This is a genomic window from Pseudomonas sp. A25(2017) (assembly GCF_002001065.1).
Taxonomy (GTDB): domain Bacteria; phylum Pseudomonadota; class Gammaproteobacteria; order Pseudomonadales; family Pseudomonadaceae; genus Aquipseudomonas; species Aquipseudomonas kilonensis.
The window spans coordinates 251,412-266,570 of the sequence record NZ_MUOA01000089.1 but is presented as its reverse complement, the minus strand read 5'-3'; the positions used below and the strand labels follow the sequence as shown (position 1 = coordinate 266,570).

Below are 15,159 nucleotides of genomic sequence, written 5' to 3'. Positions count from 1 at the left end.
CGGCGGGGGCTGCGGGCGGGGGCGGTGTCGCGTTCTTTCGCCGCCGGAGCCGCGCGTTCGTCCTGGAATACCGCAGCCACTTCCACTGCCATGGCCTTGCTAGGCAAGGGACCGGCGACTTGCTCGCCGTGGTAGTTGATAATCCACCACTGGCCGTCCTTGCCCTGGCTGACCGAATAACCGTTTGCGTTTCTTGTTGCCGACATCTAGCTGCCTCATTGGCGTGATCAAGGACGACATGATACGTCAAATGCTCGCAAACAGCGCCTACTGGCGTACAGTGGGTCCGCTGCAGCCATCGAAACGAAAGGCGATTGAACTATCCGCCGTTTTTTATTTCTCTATGATGGCACCGGTTGGCCAGTGCGGGCATTGTAAGGTGCCCGTCGCCTGATTAGACTGCGCCGAAACTCGTACACACCGCCTTTTCAAGGACTTATATGATCAAGAAATGCTTGTTCCCAGCAGCCGGTTACGGTACTCGCTTCCTGCCAGCGACTAAAGCCATGCCCAAAGAAATGCTGCCGGTGGTGAACAAGCCACTGATCCAGTACGGCGTCGAAGAAGCCCTCGATGCGGGCCTGACGGAAATCTCCATCGTGACTGGCCGCGGCAAACGCGCGCTGGAAGACCATTTCGACATCAGCTACGAGCTGGAAAACCAGATCAAGGGCACCGACAAGGAAAAATACCTGGTCGGCATCCGCAAGCTGCTGGATGAGTGCTCGTTCTCCTACACCCGCCAGACCGAAATGAAAGGCCTGGGCCACGCGATCCTGACCGGCCGCCCACTGATCGGTGACGAACCGTTCGCCGTGGTCCTGGCGGACGACCTGTGCGTCAACCTCGAAGGCGACGGCGTCCTGACCCAGATGGTCAAGCTGTACAAGCAGTTCCGCTGCTCCATCGTGGCGATCCAGGAAGTCGATCCGCAGGAAACCAACAAGTACGGCGTGATTGCTGGCGAAATGATCCGCGACGACATCTACCGCGTTCACAGCATGGTTGAAAAACCAAAACCTGAAGACGCGCCGTCGAACCTGGCGATCATCGGTCGCTACATCCTGACCCCGGACATCTTCGACCTGATCGAACAGACCGAGCCAGGCAAGGGCGGCGAAATCCAGATCACCGACGCCCTGATGAAACAGGCCCAGAACGGCTGCGTCATGGCCTACAAGTTCAAAGGCAAGCGTTTCGACTGCGGTGGCGCCGAAGGCTACATCGACGCGACCAACTTCTGCTTCGAGAACTTCTACAAGACGGGCAAGGCTTACTGATAGCCTGCGCCACGCCTTGAAAAACGCCCCGACTGGTTCGGGGCGTTTTTTTATCTGGAAAACCCTCCAGCAGTTTCACTCAGTGTGAAAAACACACAGAACCCTGTGGCGAGGGGATTTATCCCCGCTGGGCTGCGCAGCAGCCCTAAAGCCTGCAACTGCGGTGTATCAGGCTGATTGCATCTGGATTTTGGGGCTGCTGTGCAGCCCAACGGGGATAAATCCCCTCGCCACAGGAATGAGGTAGGCCTTAGGTAATCATTACGCTACAGGAGGGCACTCGCGCCTGGCCACCTGGCTTTTCCGTTTTCCACCCCCATAACCATCGCAACGCTGCCTCAGGTGAAAACAGCAGGTATGCTGATGATCTGCCGAAGGAGATAGAGAATGGCCTACGATTTTGACTTGTATGTGGTTGGCGCCGGTTCCGGTGGTGTGCGGGCTGCGCGGTTTGCCGCCGGTTTCGGCGCCAAGGTGGCCGTGGCGGAAAGCCGTTACCTGGGCGGTACCTGCGTGAACGTGGGCTGCGTGCCGAAAAAACTGCTGGTCTACGGCGCGCATTACGCCGAGGACTTCGAGCAGGCGTCGGCCTATGGCTGGACGGCGGGCGAGGCGAGTTTCGACTGGGCCACGTTGATCGCCAACAAGGACCGGGAAATCAATCGCCTCAACGGCATCTACCGCAACCTGCTGGTCAACAGCGGCGTCGAGCTGCACGAAGGGCATGCCAGGTTGACCGGGCCCAATGAGGTCGAGATCAACGGCCAGCGCTACACCGCCAGGCACATCCTGATCGCCACGGGCGGTTGGCCGGTGATCCCGGACATTCCGGGGCGCGAGCATGCCATCAGCTCCAACGAGGCGTTCTTTCTCAAGGAACTGCCCAAGCGCGTCATCGTGGTGGGCGGTGGCTACATTGCGGTGGAGTTCGCCGGGATCTTCCACGGCATGGGCGCGCAGACGTCCTTGCTCTATCGCGGTGAGCTGTTCCTGCGCGGCTTTGACGGTGCGGTGCGCAAGCACCTGGCAGAAGAACTGACCCGTCGTGGCCTGGACCTGCAATTCAACGCTGACATCAAGTCCATCGAAAAACTGGACGATGGCAGCCTCAGGGTCGAGCTCAAGGATGGCAAAACGTTGCTCACCGATTGCGTGTTCTACGCCACCGGTCGGCGGCCGATGCTCGACAACCTGGGCCTGGAAACCACCGGTGTCACGCTGGATGAGAAGGGCTTTGTCCAGGTCAACGAAAAATACGAGACCGCTGAACCGTCGATCCTCGCCATTGGCGACGTGATCGGTCGCGTCCAGCTCACCCCCGTTGCCCTGGCCGAAGGCATGGCGGTGGCGCGACGTCTGTTCAAGCCCGAGCAGTATCGCCTGGTGGATTACCGGATGATTCCCACCGCCGTGTTCAGCCTGCCGAACATCGGCACCGTTGGCCTGACCGAAGAGCAGGCCAGGGAGGAGGGGCATGAGGTCGAGATTTTCGAAAGCCGCTTCCGGCCGATGAAACTGAGCTTGACCGAATGCCAGGAACGCACCCTGATGAAACTGGTGGTGGATGCCCGGACCGACAAGGTGCTGGGTTGCCACATGGTCGGGCCGGATGCCGGTGAAATCGTCCAGGGGCTGGCCATTGCGCTCAAGGCTGGCGCCACCAAGCGCGATTTCGACGAAACCATCGGCGTGCATCCGACCGCCGCCGAGGAGTTTGTCACCATGCGCACGCCCGTAGCCTCCTGATCGCCAGGCGAACATAGGGCGAGCGAGGTTGTTCGCCCTATTAGGTTTTCTTCTATCTACTTAGCTGCTCATAGCCAAAACCAATCATTCGCATGAGGTTTGCCAATGAGCCAGCCCGGGGACGAGTGGTTAAGATTCCCTCCATCAACTTTTCAACCCTGATGGAGAAACATCGATGCCTATCATCAACAGCCAAGTTAAACCGTTCAACGCTACCGCTTTCAAAAACGGCGAATTCGTTCCGGTATCGGACGCCGATCTGAAAGGCAAGTGGTCTGTCGTGTTCTTCTACCCAGCCGACTTCACCTTCGTTTGCCCAACCGAGCTGGAAGACCTGGCTGACAACTACGCCGAATTCAAGAAACTGGGCGTCGAGATCTACAGCGTATCGACCGACACCCACTTTGCCCATGCTGCCTGGCACAACACTTCGCCAGCCATCGGCAAGATCCAGTACACCATGATCGGCGACCCAACCCACGTTATCTCCCGCAACTTCGACGTGCTGATCGAAGAAGTTGGCCTGGCTGACCGCGGCACTTTCGTGATCAACCCGGAAGGCCAGATCAAGATCGTTGAAATCAACGACGGCGGCGTAGGCCGTGACGCTTCCGAGCTGCTGCGCAAGATCAAGGCCGCTCAGTACGTTGCCGCTCACCCGGGCGAAGTCTGCCCAGCCAAGTGGAAAGAAGGCGAGGCCACCCTGGCTCCGTCCCTGGACCTGGTCGGCAAGATCTAAGTCTGTGAGTCATCCGAGGGCGATCCGCTCTTAATCAAGTAAGCCGCTTCGCCCCACAAAACGCCCGGGCGAGATTCGCTCGGGCGTTGTTTTTTCTGAATTCAAAAAATGGAAATCGCCCGTATGTTGGACGCCAATCTTAAAGCTCAGTTGAAGTCATACCTGGAACGGGTCACCCAGCCGATCGAGATCGTCGCCTCCCTCGACGACGGTGCGAAATCCCAGGAAATGCTCGCGTTACTCCAAGACGTTGCCAGTCTTTCCCATCAGATTACCTTGCTCGATAACGGCAGCGATGCGCGCAAGCCTTCGTTTTCGTTGAATCGCCCGGGAGCCGATATCAGCCTGCGTTTTGCCGGCATTCCCATGGGCCACGAATTCACTTCGCTGGTGTTGGCCTTGCTGCAAGTGGGCGGTCACCCTTCGAAGGCCAGTGTCGACGTCATCGAACAGGTCCGCTCCCTCAAGGGCGAGTTCAACTTCGAGACCTATTTCTCGCTGTCGTGCCAGAACTGCCCGGACGTGGTCCAGGCGCTGAACCTGATGGCGGTGCTGAACCCGAACATTCGCCACGTCGCCATCGACGGCGCGCTGTTCCAGGCTGAAGTCGATGAACGCCAGATCATGGCCGTGCCGAGTGTGTACCTCAACGGTGTGAACTTCGGCCAGGGCCGCATGGGCCTGGAAGAGATTCTCGCCAAGATCGACACCAGTGGTATCGAACGCCAGGCCGAGAAAATCAGCGCCAAGGATGCCTTTGATGTGCTGGTGGTCGGCGGTGGCCCGGCCGGTGCTTCGGCGGCGATCTACGCGGCCCGTAAAGGCATCCGCACTGGCGTGGCGGCCGAACGTTTCGGCGGCCAGGTGCTCGACACCATGGCCATCGAGAACTTCATCTCGGTCCAGGAAACCGAAGGGCCGAAACTGGCCGTCGCCCTGGAAGAACACGTCAAGCAGTACGACGTGGACATCATGAACCTGCAACGTGCCGACGGCCTGGTGCCAGGCAAGGACGGCGGGCTGCATGAAATCAAGTTCGCCAGCGGTGCGAGCCTCAAGGCCAGGACCGTGATCCTGGCGACCGGTGCCCGCTGGCGTGAAATGAACGTGCCGGGCGAACAGCAGTATCGCAACAAGGGCGTGGCGTACTGCCCGCACTGCGACGGTCCGCTGTTCAAAGGCAAGCGCGTGGCGGTGATCGGCGGTGGTAACTCCGGCGTCGAGGCGGCCATCGACCTGGCCGGTATCGTCGCCCACGTCACGTTGCTGGAGTTCGATGTGCAATTGCGTGCCGACGCGGTATTGCAGCGCAAACTGCACAGCCTGCCGAACGTGACGGTGATTACCAACGCCCAGACCACCGAAGTGACTGGAGACGGTCAGAAGGTCAATGGCTTGCGCTACAAGGACCGTCCGAGCGGTGACGTGCGGGATGTGGCGTTGGAGGGGATCTTCGTGCAGATCGGCCTGTTGCCCAACACCGATTGGCTCAAAGGCACCGTCGAGCTGTCGCCGCGGGGTGAGATTATCGTCGATGCCCGGGGTGAAACTTCGATCCCTGGCGTGTTCGCCGCCGGTGACGTGACCACCGTGCCGTACAAGCAGATCGTGATTGCCGTGGGCGAGGGCGCCAAGGCTTCGCTGAGTGCCTTCGACCACCTGATCCGTACCTCTGCGCCGGCCTGAAAAGTCGATAGCGGAAAAAACAAAACCCCATGGGCCTGGCTCATGGGGTTTTTATGTTTGCGCATTGTCTGTGGGGCAGGCGTAGTGTTCACCCTGTTATATCGAGTTGCCTCCTTCGCGAGCAAGCCCGCTCCCACACTGGACCGCGTCGTTCACAGGTTTTGCGTACGACAGCGATCCAGTGTGGGAGCGGGCTTGCTCGCGAAGAGGCCCTCAAATCCAGCATCACTGTCGACAGGCAAACCGCTATCGCGCTGTCACAATGGACGGTGGAGAGTTTTACAGCGGCGCAGGCTGGATGATTTCAACCCAGTAGCCATCCGGGTCCTTGATGAAGGCCAGGCTTTTCATGCGGCCGTCGCTCAGGCGTTTCTGGAAATCGCAGCCCAGTGCCTCGAAGCGCTCGCAGGCGGCGACGACGTCCGGTACCGAGATGCAGATATGGCCGAAGCCGCGTGGGTCGGTGTTGCCGTTATGGTAGGCGAAGGCCGGGTCGCTTTCGGTGCCGTGGTTGTGGGTCAGTTCCAGGATGCCAGGGATCGACTTCATCCATTCGGTCCGCGCCGCCGCGTCCGCCGGGATCTGGCTCTTGTCCACCAGTGCCAGGAAATACAGGCTGAACTCGGCTTCCGGGAAGTCGCGTTTCTCCACCAGCGAGAAACCCAGCACGCGGGTGTAGAAGTCCAGGGACCGGGTGATGTCCTTGACGCGCAGCATGGTGTGGTTGAAGACGAACTGGGTCGTGGCGGCATCAGGTTGTGCGGTGACGCCAGGGAAAGTATTGAGTTCGTGCAGGCTCATGGGCCCTCCGGAAAATAAGTGGGGCAAACGGCGTCGCAAGCGTGGTTGCGACGGTTCCTGGGCTTGCGTCAGACGGCTTCCTTGCAGGTGCGAGCATGATACGCAAGGGGCGCGGTGTCGCCAAACCGCGTGTGGCTATTGCCTGCTTCTGCCTCGGGCTTCAGACTTTACGATTCGCCCTTGAGTGCCAACGCAATGATTCGACCGTTCCTTTCGCTGTTTGTCCTGCTGTTTGCCTGCATTGCGAGTGTCGGCGGCGTCCAGGCGGACGAACCGCAGATCGCCTGGCCCCAAGGCTGGGTTGTCGAGCCACTGCCCGCCGACGCCGCGGCGCCGGGCCCCTTGCGACAACGTGCAACCAAGAGCGATTCGGCAGGCAATGCGGTGATGGTCATGGAATTGACCACGACCACCGTAGAACCCGATCATCAGGTCAACTTGCAAGGCGTGTTGCTGGAAATGCGCAAATCGATCCAGAAGGATTTTTTCCAGGGCGGTTACCAAAGTGTGTGCAATAAGATCCATGCTTCCATGTTGGGCGGCGTAACTGCATTGGAAACCACTTGCACGATCACGCAAAACGGACGACATGTATTGTCTCAGGCACTCGTCGCGGCACTAAATGAGGGCAAGGCTTATGTGCTGTCCTATGCAGGGCAGGCGCAGGTGTTTGTTGAAAGCCAGGATGAAATACAGTCGGTGCGAAACAGTTTGAAACTATAACGCCGTCAGCGTAATACGCTCGGGGTTTAATCCAAAAGTTTAGCCCATAAAAAAGCCCTGAGTGTATTCAGGGCTTTTTTTTGCATCATGGGGGCTGTCAACCACGCACTGTCAACCACGCAACCAGGAATCGACGGTAGCTGCACCGTACTGTTCTTTCCAGGCTTTGAGGCCGCGGTGATTGCCGCCCTTGGTCTCGATCAACTCGCCGGTGTGCGGGTTCTGGTAAACCTTTACCACTCGCGCACGGCGGGTCTTGATGGGTTTGGTCGATTGCAGGCTCGCCTTGGACGGGTTCGGGTCGAGGATCGCGACGATGTCGCGCAGGCTCTTGCCGTAGGTTTTCATCAGTCCCTGGAGCTTTTCCTCGAATTCGATTTCCTTCTTGAGCCCGGCATCGTTCTTCAGTGATTCCAACTGCTTGAGCTGTTCTTGAAGGGCCTTTTCGGCTGCACGAAATTCAGCGAGTCTGGACAAAATCGTTACTCCATTCAAAATATTTGGCTGATACCAACCGCAAACAAAGCTATAAGCCGAGCGCCTTGGTGTTAATGACTCTCCTGCTATCTGGCACAGGTAGAAAAATTGTAGTAGTTAATCTGGAAAGTGTAAATCGTAACTTTTTCGTTATGTAACAACAGCAAAATTTTTTATCAGTTGGGCATCGTCGTCAATAGATCGGCGGCGGTTAACTGCCATTAAGGTCGGTCAAGGTCTCAATGAACGCCTGCCCGCTAATCGGTCGACCAAATAGATAACCCTGTAGAAAGTTCACCCCATGGGCGCTCAGGTAGTCGCTTTGCTCGACGGTTTCGACGCCCTCGGCCACCATGTCCAGGCCCAGCTTGCCCGACAGTTCGATGATGCTGTCGAGCAGGTGCCGTGACAGCGTATCGGCACCGATCCTCGCGACAAAACTCTGGTCGATCTTCAAGAAGTCCACGTTGAACTGGCGCACGTACGCCAAGCTGGAATGACCCGTGCCGAAATCGTCGAGGGCGATCTTGACGCCCAATTCCCGCAGCTGGTCGAACAGTTGCCGGGTAACGGGCGTAGGTTCGATCAACTCGCGCTCGGTCAACTCCAGCGCCAGGGCAATCGTACCGGGCGCGAAGGCGGCGAGAAATTCGCGACAATCGTCCACCAGCGCCAGATCCTGGCAGTGGCGGGCGGTGATGTTGATGCCAACATGAAACGGCGCTTCGAGTTGAGGCGCCAGCGGTGCCAGCAGGTGCATGGTTTGCTGCATCAGCGCCCGGGTCATCGGTACGATCAGGCCGCTGTGTTCGGCGAATGGAATGAACAGGTCGGGGTGAACGAGGCCTTCCTTGGGGTGGTTCCAGCGCATCAGCACTTCGACGCCGGCCCAGCGTTTGCTGTCGCTGTGCACGATCGGTTGCAGATAGGGCACGAACTCGCCGGCTTCCAGGGCCCGTTGCAGTTCACGACTGGGCGAGGAGGCGCGTTTTTGCAGCCAGTGCCCGAGGATCCCGGCCACGACGCCGAAGAACATCAGCAAGCTGAACAGCGGCGGATATTCCCTGGCCATGTAGCGCCAGGTCTCGCCCTCGTCGAAGCCGGCTTCTACATTGAAGGCATAGCGCGATGACCCCAGTTCATTCTGGGCGACCGGCAGCCCGGGCATGGGCGCTGGCCGGACCTTGCCGTCCGCCGCCAGCCAGTTCGTCCCGACTTGCAGCCTTAGCCGGGTCTGGCGGCCGATCAAGTGCAAGACGTTCGTCAGGTGGTACCCGTTAAGCGTGGCCAAGGCGCCTTGATGGCCCTCGTTGAGCCGGTAAATCAGCAGCGCGGTGTCCGGCGTGACCGGGTTGCCGCCCATGAGCCACAAGCTGCCTTGATGGTAGTCGCTCGGGTTGACGCGTTCCTCGAAGGCACCGAACAGCGAGCTGCAATAGAGGTTGTTGTCCCAGATAAGGTTGGTCGAACGGACAAAGGGCCGGCGCGTCACTTGTTCGCGTAAGGCCAGCTTCACCGCTTCGCAGGGCTGGCCGGCCAGGGGCAATAGTTCACGGGCCGCCAAGGCGGTGTTGTCGAGCATCAGCTCGATCTGCCTGACCAGTTCCTCGGCGGTTTGCCGGGTGTGTTGCGCCAGCGTCCGTTCGGCCTGCATGTACAAAATGGCCAGCCCTGACAGCATCGGTACCAGGCCGCACAGCAGGGTGACGAGATAGCGACGGGGCCGGGTGTGCGAGCGGGTGGCGGTCAAGGGCATCGGCACAACCTGAGAAGAAAAGGGGTGAGGGTGAATCGTCGGATGCCGACCATGATAGATGGCTTGCCGGGTGCTTGCTGACCGCAGCATGACTGTGGAGCGAGGTCTGTGGGAGCAAGGCTTGCCCGCGATGAACGATCATGCGGTCCACCTGGAGAACCGAGGTGCCTTCATCGCGAGCAAGCTTTGCTCCCACAGGTTCAATGCCAGGCTCCCCCAGGTTTGATGCCGGGCTCATGACTGCCGGGCCAGCTCGATAAACGCCAGGGTGGCGGGCGAGGCCTGGCGGCTGTCCAGGACTGCCAGGCCAATCTGCCGTGGCACTCGCGGCGACAAGGGGCGTGCGACGAAACCCAGGCTTTCGCCCTCCGGCAACGAGCCTTCGGACACCACGCTCACCGCCTCACCGCGCCTGACGATATCCAGGGTGCTGAGCAATTGCGAACAACGGAAACGCACGTTCGGGGTCAGCCGGGCGGCATTGAACAGGCGCGAAACCAGCTCCGATGATCCCGCCTCGGTGTGCACGAAGGGTTCGTTGCACAGGTCCTTGAGGCTCAGGCTGGCCTGGGCGGCGAGGGGATGGTGAGTGGGCAGCAGGGCGACCATCTGATCTTCCATCAGCATGAACGTATCGAAACGCTCCTCGGGCAGCACCACGAAGCCGACGTCGATCCGCCGTTCGTCCAGCCACTGGAGGACCTGCCTGTCGGGTCCTTCGTCGATGTGCACTTCGATGCCGGGATGCAAGTCTCGATAGCGCCGCAGGATACCGGGCAACAGTTTCATCGATGACGTTGGCCCGAACGAGCCGATGCGCAAGGTGCCGCGGCGCATACCCCGGGCATCGGCGGCTTCCTGGCGCAAGGTGTTGGCCAGCCCGAGCATGGCCCGGGCCCGCAGCAGCAATTGCTGACCAATGTCGCTGAGTTCCACCTGGGATTGATGACGCCTGAGCAATTCCACACCCAATTCTTGTTCCAGGGACTTGATGGCGTGGGATACCGCTGACTGGCCGATGCCCAATCGTGTGGCCGCCGCCGTGAACCCCCGCAGCTCGGCGACCAGGGAGAAGATTTCGAGTTGGGTGAGGGTCATGAGGGATTACTCATTTTACGATGATCAGGCATGAGGCAAATAATGAGGTATCCAGCACCTTGTGGCGAGGGGATTTCACTGTGGGAGCAAAGCTTGCTCGCGACGAACGATGACTCGGTTTGCCTGTTGAATCGCGCCGCCTTCATCGCGAGCAAGCTTTGCTCCCACAATTAATCCCCCTCGCCACAGGTTTTGCGTTGTTCTCATTAGCGTGCCGTGGTGCAACCATGAAAACCCTCGAACAAACCCTCCCAACCCCGTCAGACCTACCGGTCTACCTGAAGCTCGCCATGGTCACCATGATCTGGGGCGGGACCTTCGTGGCCGGCCGGATCCTTGCCGATGCCCTGGCGCCGATGTTTGCCGCCAGCCTGCGGTTCCTGTTGGCGAGTATCGCGCTGCTGGCGTTTCTCGCCCTGGCCGGGATCCCGCTGGTCAGACCCAGTGTGAAGCAGGGGCTGCAGTTGGCTGCGCTGGGGTTCTTCGGCATCTTTTTCTACAACCTGTGCTTCTTCTATGGCTTGCAGTACATCAATGCGTCGCGGGCCTCGCTGATCGTGGCCTTGAACCCGGCGGTGATCGGGCTGGCGTCCTGGTGGTTGTTCAAGGAGCGGCTGAGCCGCTTGAAAGTGGCGGGCATCGTGCTCTGCATCGGTGGGGCGGGGCTGGTGATCGTCAGTCGTGATCCGTCCTTGTTGCAAGGCGCATCGCAGGGCTGGGTCGGCGACCTGCTGATTTTTGGCTGCGTACTGGGCTGGGGCATCTATTCGCTGTTTTCGAAAAAACTCAACGACAGCCTCGGCCCCTTGCAGACCGTGACCTGCTCGATTCTGCTGGGCACGCTGATGTTGTGGCTGGCCTGCATAGCTGCGGGAGAAGTCCGCGTTGAAGCCCTGCGCGGCCTGGACGTGGAGCAATGGCTGAGCCTGTTGTACCTCGGCGTGCTGGGCTCGGCCCTGGCCTATATCGCCTGGTACGACGGCATTCGTCGGATTGGCGCGACCCGCTCCGGCGTATTCATCGCGCTCAACCCGCTGACGGCGGTACTGCTGGGGGCGCTGCTGCTGGACGAACGGCTCACGGCCTTGATGTGTGTCGGCGGGGGCGTGATCCTGGTGGGGATTTTCCTGTGCAACAAACCCCTTGCGCGGTCGAAGGAAAAGGCGATTTGATACAGAAGGCGGACAAACCTGGTTACGCTGTGTAGAATCGAGTTACGCATATAAGAATAACGTCTTCTGGCAGCAGAAGCCTCGCCCACAAGAGCCTTGGGTCGACAATGAAGATACTTGGGTTTCAACTGATCTATGGCGATTTCCTCGCCCGCAGCGTTCGTGGCATTTCCTGCGCGCCGCCCCGTGTCCTCAGCATCGCCAGCAACTAACGTTTTTTGTTAATTGAGCAATGATGAGGCGCCGACATGGCAGATCTATACGAAAACCCCATGGGCCTGATGGGCTTCGAATTCATCGAATTCGCATCCCCGACCCCCAACACCCTGGAGCCGATCTTCGAGATCATGGGCTTCACCAAAGTGGCCACCCACCGCTCCAAAAACGTGCACCTGTATCGCCAGGGCGCGATCAACCTGATCCTCAACAACGAACCCCACAGCGTGGCCTCGTACTTTGCCGCCGAGCACGGTCCTTCGGTGTGCGGCATGGCGTTCCGGGTCAAGGATTCGCAACAGGCCTACAAGCGTGCCCTGGAACTCGGTGCCCAGCCGATCCACATCGAGACCGGCCCGATGGAGCTGAACCTGCCGGCGATCAAAGGCATCGGCGGTGCGCCGCTGTACCTGATCGACCGTTTTGGCGAAGGCAGCTCGATCTATGACATCGACTTCGTGTTCATCGAGGGCGTTGATCGCAACCCGGTGGGCGCGGGCCTGAAAATCATCGACCACCTGACCCACAACGTCTATCGCGGGCGCATGGCCTACTGGGCCGGCTTCTACGAGAAACTGTTCAACTTCCGCGAGATCCGCTACTTCGACATCAAGGGCGAATACACCGGCCTGACCTCCAAGGCCATGACCGCCCCGGATGGCATGATCCGTATCCCGTTGAACGAAGAGTCGTCCAAGGGCGCCGGGCAGATCGAAGAGTTCCTGATGCAGTTCAACGGCGAAGGCATCCAGCACGTGGCCTTCCTCACCGACGACCTGATCAAGACCTGGGATCACCTGAAAAGCATCGGCATGCGCTTCATGACCGCGCCGCCGGACACCTACTACGAAATGCTCGAAGGCCGCCTGCCGAACCACGGCGAACCGGTGGATGAACTGCAATCGCGGGGCATTCTGCTGGACGGTGCTTCCGAGCAGGGCGACAAGCGCCTGCTGCTGCAGATTTTCTCGGAAACCCTGATGGGGCCGGTGTTCTTCGAATTCATCCAGCGCAAGGGCGACGATGGTTTCGGCGAAGGCAACTTCAAGGCGCTGTTCGAGTCCATCGAGCGCGACCAGGTGCGTCGTGGTGTGCTGGCGACCGAGTAAGGCCTGATCCATGAAAAAGCCCGCCCGGCAGTGATGCCGGGCGGGCTTTTTTTGTTGCCGATGCAGTCCCGAATGTGGGAGCGGGCTTGCTCGCGAAAGCGGTGTATCAGTCGATATAAATGGCGCCTGACACGCCGCTTTCGCGAGCAAGCCCGCTCCCACAGGTTCGATGTAGGCTCAGGCCCTGCGCTGCTGCCGCACCAAGTGCTTGAACCCTTCGAACACCAGCACCGCCACCGCCATCCAGATGGGGATGTAGGTCAGCCATTCACCGGCCTTGATGCTTTCGCCCAACAGCAGCGCAACGCCCAGCAGCAGCACCGGTTCGACATAACTCAACAGCCCGAACAGGCTGAACGGCAGCAATCGACTGGCGACGATGTAGGACACCAGCGCGCTGGCGCTGATGACCCCGAGCACCGGGATCAGCAGCGACAACCACGGGTATTGATCGAAAACGTCGAGGCCCTGTTCGCCGCTTTGCACGAACCACAGCGCAATGGGGAGCATCAGGGTCATGTCCAGCCAGAGGCCGCCCAGGTTGTCGGTCTTGATGCGTTTGCGCAGGATGAAATAGATCGGGTAGCCAATCACCACCAGCAAGGTTGCCCAGGAAAAACCACCCACCTGGTACAACTCGTTGAACACGCCAAGGGTGGCGAAGAACACGGCGACTTTCTGCAGGTAGGAAAGGCGTTCGCCATAGACCATGCGTCCGGTCAGGACCATCGACAGCGGCAGCAGGAAGTACCCCAGCGACACGTCCAGGCTGTAGCCATTGAGCGGCGCCCACATGAACAACCACAGTTGCGCGCCCATCAATGCCGACGAGGCGATCGCCGCGATCAACAGCCGTGGCGTGGCGATCAGGCGTTGGATCAGCGCCGTGACCAGGTGCCAGTCCCGCGTCACCAGCAGGAAGGCGGTCATGCACGGCATCGTCAGCAGCATGCGCCAGCCGAAGATCTCCACGCCGGTCAGCGGTGAGAGCAACGAGGTGTAGTAGTACATGACGGCGAACAGCGCGGAGGCCGAGACCGATAGAACGATGCCTTTGGACACGGTGATTCTCTTGAGGGCGATCAATCAACACCTTACCTGTGGCAGGGTTGTTGGTTGTGGGAGCGAGTCATGTGGGAACAAGGCCTGCGGTAGCAAAACCTGTGGGAACAAGGCCTGCGGTAGCAAAACCTGTGGGAGCAAGGCTTGCCCGCGATAGTCACGCCGCGGTTCAACAGGTGAGCCGCATTATCGTTCATCGCGGGCAAGCCTTGCTCCCACTAAGCCTTGCTCCCCACAGGTACCCGCCCCGGCACGAAATGGCTCACATCGTTGAACCCCGGCGTCGAAGCATGCCCCGGCGTCACCAGCGAATCGATGAACGCTTCATCTTCCGCACTGATCTTCACCGCCTGCGCCTTGGTGTACGAATCCCACTGCTCCTCGGTGCGCGGCCCGACGATGGCCGAGGTCACGGCGCTGTTGTTCAGCACCCAGGCGATGGCGAACTCGACGATGCCCACGCCCCGGCCCTGGGTGTATTGCAGGATCTGCTGGGCAATGCGCAGGGACTCGACCCGCCACTCGGTTTCCAGGATGCGTTTGTCCTGGCGTCCGGCACGGCTGTTGGCGTCCGGCGCCACGTCCGGTGCGTATTTGCCGCTGAGCACGCCACGGGCCAGGGGGCTGAACGGCACCACGCCGAGGCCGTAGTTCTGCGCCGCGGTGATCTGCTCGGTTTCCGCCTGGCGGTTGACGATGTTGTACAGCGGTTGGCTGATCACCGGTCGGTCGATGCCCAGGCTGTCGGCGATCCGGATCACTTCGGCGATGCGCCAGCCACGGTAGTTCGACAGGCCCCAGTAGCGGATCTTGCCCTGGCGAATCAAATCGCCGATGGCCGACACAGTAACGTGCAGCGGGGTGTTGTGGTCTTCACGGTGCAGGTAATAGATGTCCAGGTAATCGGTGCCCAGGCGCGTCAGGCTCGCCTCGATGCCATTGAAGATGTGCTTGCGGCTCAGGCCGCTGCGGTTGGGCATGCCGTCCGGCGGGCCGAAACCGACCTTGGTGGCCAGCACCCATTCCTGGCGGTGACGGGCGATCGCCTCGCCGACGATCTCTTCGGAACGGCCGTTGGTGTAGACGTCCGCGGTGTCGATGAAATTGATGCCCTGGTCCCAGGCCTTGTCGATGATCCGCAGCGAATCCTCGGTGCTGGTCTGTTCGCCGAACATCATGGTGCCCAGGGTCAGCGTCGAGACTTGCAACCCGGAATGGCCTAGCGTGCGGTAGCTCATGACAAGATCCTTTTATCCATGGGGAAAGGCTCAATCAAATACCAGAACCGTCGCGT

General features: G+C 59.9%; 14 protein-coding genes. 7 read left to right on the top strand and 7 right to left on the bottom strand.

Going from position 1 to position 15,159, the window contains the following annotated elements; all coding sequences use genetic code 11:
- Positions 1-206 (bottom strand): hypothetical protein (locus B0E42_RS23665; protein WP_077507775.1); only part of this gene is annotated, 206 nt, incomplete at its 3' end.
- A gap of 234 nt (positions 207-440) precedes the next feature.
- Between B0E42_RS23665 and galU the strand changes: the two genes are divergently transcribed.
- The 4 genes from galU (at position 441) to ahpF (ending at position 5,451) form a co-directional block, all read left to right on the top strand.
- Positions 441-1,280 (top strand): UTP--glucose-1-phosphate uridylyltransferase GalU, encoded by an 840-nt coding sequence (galU, locus tag B0E42_RS23660; RefSeq protein ID WP_003182953.1) that lies wholly within the window; start codon positions 441-443, stop codon positions 1,278-1,280.
- Positions 1,281-1,667: 387 nt separating this feature from the next.
- Positions 1,668-3,026, top strand: a complete 1,359-nt coding sequence (gene gorA, locus B0E42_RS23655; protein ID WP_077507772.1) for a glutathione-disulfide reductase — start codon at positions 1,668-1,670, stop codon at positions 3,024-3,026.
- Positions 3,027-3,201: 175 nt separating this feature from the next.
- On the top strand, positions 3,202-3,765 hold the full coding sequence (gene ahpC, locus B0E42_RS23650) for an alkyl hydroperoxide reductase subunit C (protein WP_077507770.1): 564 nt from the start codon (positions 3,202-3,204) through the stop codon (positions 3,763-3,765).
- 123 nt (positions 3,766-3,888) lie between these two features.
- On the top strand, positions 3,889-5,451 hold the full coding sequence (gene ahpF / locus B0E42_RS23645) for an alkyl hydroperoxide reductase subunit F (protein ID WP_077507767.1): 1,563 nt from the start codon (positions 3,889-3,891) through the stop codon (positions 5,449-5,451).
- A gap of 279 nt (positions 5,452-5,730) precedes the next feature.
- Here the strand turns inward: ahpF and gloA are convergent, their stop codons facing one another.
- The gene (gene gloA / locus B0E42_RS23640) at positions 5,731-6,252 is read right to left on the bottom strand and encodes a lactoylglutathione lyase (RefSeq protein WP_077507764.1); all 522 of its coding nucleotides are present in this window, start codon (positions 6,250-6,252) and stop codon (positions 5,731-5,733) included.
- A gap of 195 nt (positions 6,253-6,447) precedes the next feature.
- On the opposite strand from gloA, the gene B0E42_RS23635 reads away from it, so the two are divergent.
- Positions 6,448-6,975: a DUF4946 domain-containing protein gene (locus B0E42_RS23635; RefSeq protein ID WP_018605975.1), complete on the top strand. Its 528-nt coding sequence runs from the start codon at positions 6,448-6,450 to the stop codon at positions 6,973-6,975.
- A 111-nt stretch (positions 6,976-7,086) separates the two neighbouring features.
- Here B0E42_RS23635 and B0E42_RS23630 read toward each other — a convergent pair whose 3' ends face one another.
- The 3 genes from B0E42_RS23630 to B0E42_RS23620 all read right to left on the bottom strand — a co-directional run bounded on the left by B0E42_RS23630 (position 7,087) and on the right by B0E42_RS23620 (position 10,306).
- The gene (locus tag B0E42_RS23630; RefSeq protein ID WP_003202992.1) at positions 7,087-7,452 is read right to left on the bottom strand and encodes a histone-like nucleoid-structuring protein, MvaT/MvaU family; all 366 of its coding nucleotides are present in this window, start codon (positions 7,450-7,452) and stop codon (positions 7,087-7,089) included.
- 211 nt (positions 7,453-7,663) lie between these two features.
- Positions 7,664-9,208, bottom strand: coding sequence for an EAL domain-containing protein (locus B0E42_RS23625; protein WP_053189171.1), 1,545 nt, complete (start codon positions 9,206-9,208; stop codon positions 7,664-7,666).
- A gap of 234 nt (positions 9,209-9,442) precedes the next feature.
- The gene (locus B0E42_RS23620) at positions 9,443-10,306 is read right to left on the bottom strand and encodes a LysR family transcriptional regulator (protein WP_053189169.1); all 864 of its coding nucleotides are present in this window, start codon (positions 10,304-10,306) and stop codon (positions 9,443-9,445) included.
- Positions 10,307-10,533: 227 nt separating this feature from the next.
- Between B0E42_RS23620 and B0E42_RS23615 the strand changes: the two genes are divergently transcribed.
- Both B0E42_RS23615 and hppD read left to right on the top strand, forming a co-directional pair.
- On the top strand, positions 10,534-11,478 hold the full coding sequence (locus B0E42_RS23615; RefSeq protein ID WP_077507761.1) for a DMT family transporter: 945 nt from the start codon (positions 10,534-10,536) through the stop codon (positions 11,476-11,478).
- A gap of 248 nt (positions 11,479-11,726) precedes the next feature.
- Complete coding sequence (gene hppD / locus B0E42_RS23610; RefSeq protein ID WP_018605953.1) at positions 11,727-12,803, top strand: 4-hydroxyphenylpyruvate dioxygenase; 1,077 nt, start codon at positions 11,727-11,729, stop codon at positions 12,801-12,803.
- Positions 12,804-12,980: 177 nt separating this feature from the next.
- Here the strand turns inward: hppD and rarD are convergent, their stop codons facing one another.
- Positions 12,981-13,865, bottom strand: a complete 885-nt coding sequence (rarD, locus tag B0E42_RS23605) for an EamA family transporter RarD (RefSeq protein WP_077507758.1) — start codon at positions 13,863-13,865, stop codon at positions 12,981-12,983.
- Positions 13,866-14,083: 218 nt separating this feature from the next.
- Positions 14,084-15,103, bottom strand: coding sequence for an aldo/keto reductase (locus B0E42_RS23600; protein ID WP_077507755.1), 1,020 nt, complete (start codon positions 15,101-15,103; stop codon positions 14,084-14,086).
- Positions 15,104-15,159 lie beyond the last annotated feature (56 nt).

What these genes read in the sequence shown, in the direction of transcription:
- ahpC (WP_077507770.1), top strand. Translation starts at nt 3,202, where the DNA reads ATGCCTATCATCAACAGCCAAGTTAAACCGTTCAACGCTACCGCTTTC.
- gloA (WP_077507764.1), bottom strand. Translation starts at nt 6,252, where the DNA reads ATGAGCCTGCACGAACTCAATACTTTCCCTGGCGTCACCGCACAACCT.
- ahpF (WP_077507767.1), top strand. Translation starts at nt 3,889, where the DNA reads ATGTTGGACGCCAATCTTAAAGCTCAGTTGAAGTCATACCTGGAACGG.
- B0E42_RS23625 (WP_053189171.1), bottom strand. Translation starts at nt 9,208, where the DNA reads ATGCCCTTGACCGCCACCCGCTCGCACACCCGGCCCCGTCGCTATCTC.
- galU (WP_003182953.1), top strand. Translation starts at nt 441, where the DNA reads ATGATCAAGAAATGCTTGTTCCCAGCAGCCGGTTACGGTACTCGCTTC.
- hppD (WP_018605953.1), top strand. Translation starts at nt 11,727, where the DNA reads ATGGCAGATCTATACGAAAACCCCATGGGCCTGATGGGCTTCGAATTC.
- B0E42_RS23620 (WP_053189169.1), bottom strand. Translation starts at nt 10,306, where the DNA reads ATGACCCTCACCCAACTCGAAATCTTCTCCCTGGTCGCCGAGCTGCGG.
- B0E42_RS23615 (WP_077507761.1), top strand. Translation starts at nt 10,534, where the DNA reads ATGAAAACCCTCGAACAAACCCTCCCAACCCCGTCAGACCTACCGGTC.
- B0E42_RS23635 (WP_018605975.1), top strand. Translation starts at nt 6,448, where the DNA reads ATGATTCGACCGTTCCTTTCGCTGTTTGTCCTGCTGTTTGCCTGCATT.
- B0E42_RS23600 (WP_077507755.1), bottom strand. Translation starts at nt 15,103, where the DNA reads ATGAGCTACCGCACGCTAGGCCATTCCGGGTTGCAAGTCTCGACGCTG.
- gorA (WP_077507772.1), top strand. Translation starts at nt 1,668, where the DNA reads ATGGCCTACGATTTTGACTTGTATGTGGTTGGCGCCGGTTCCGGTGGT.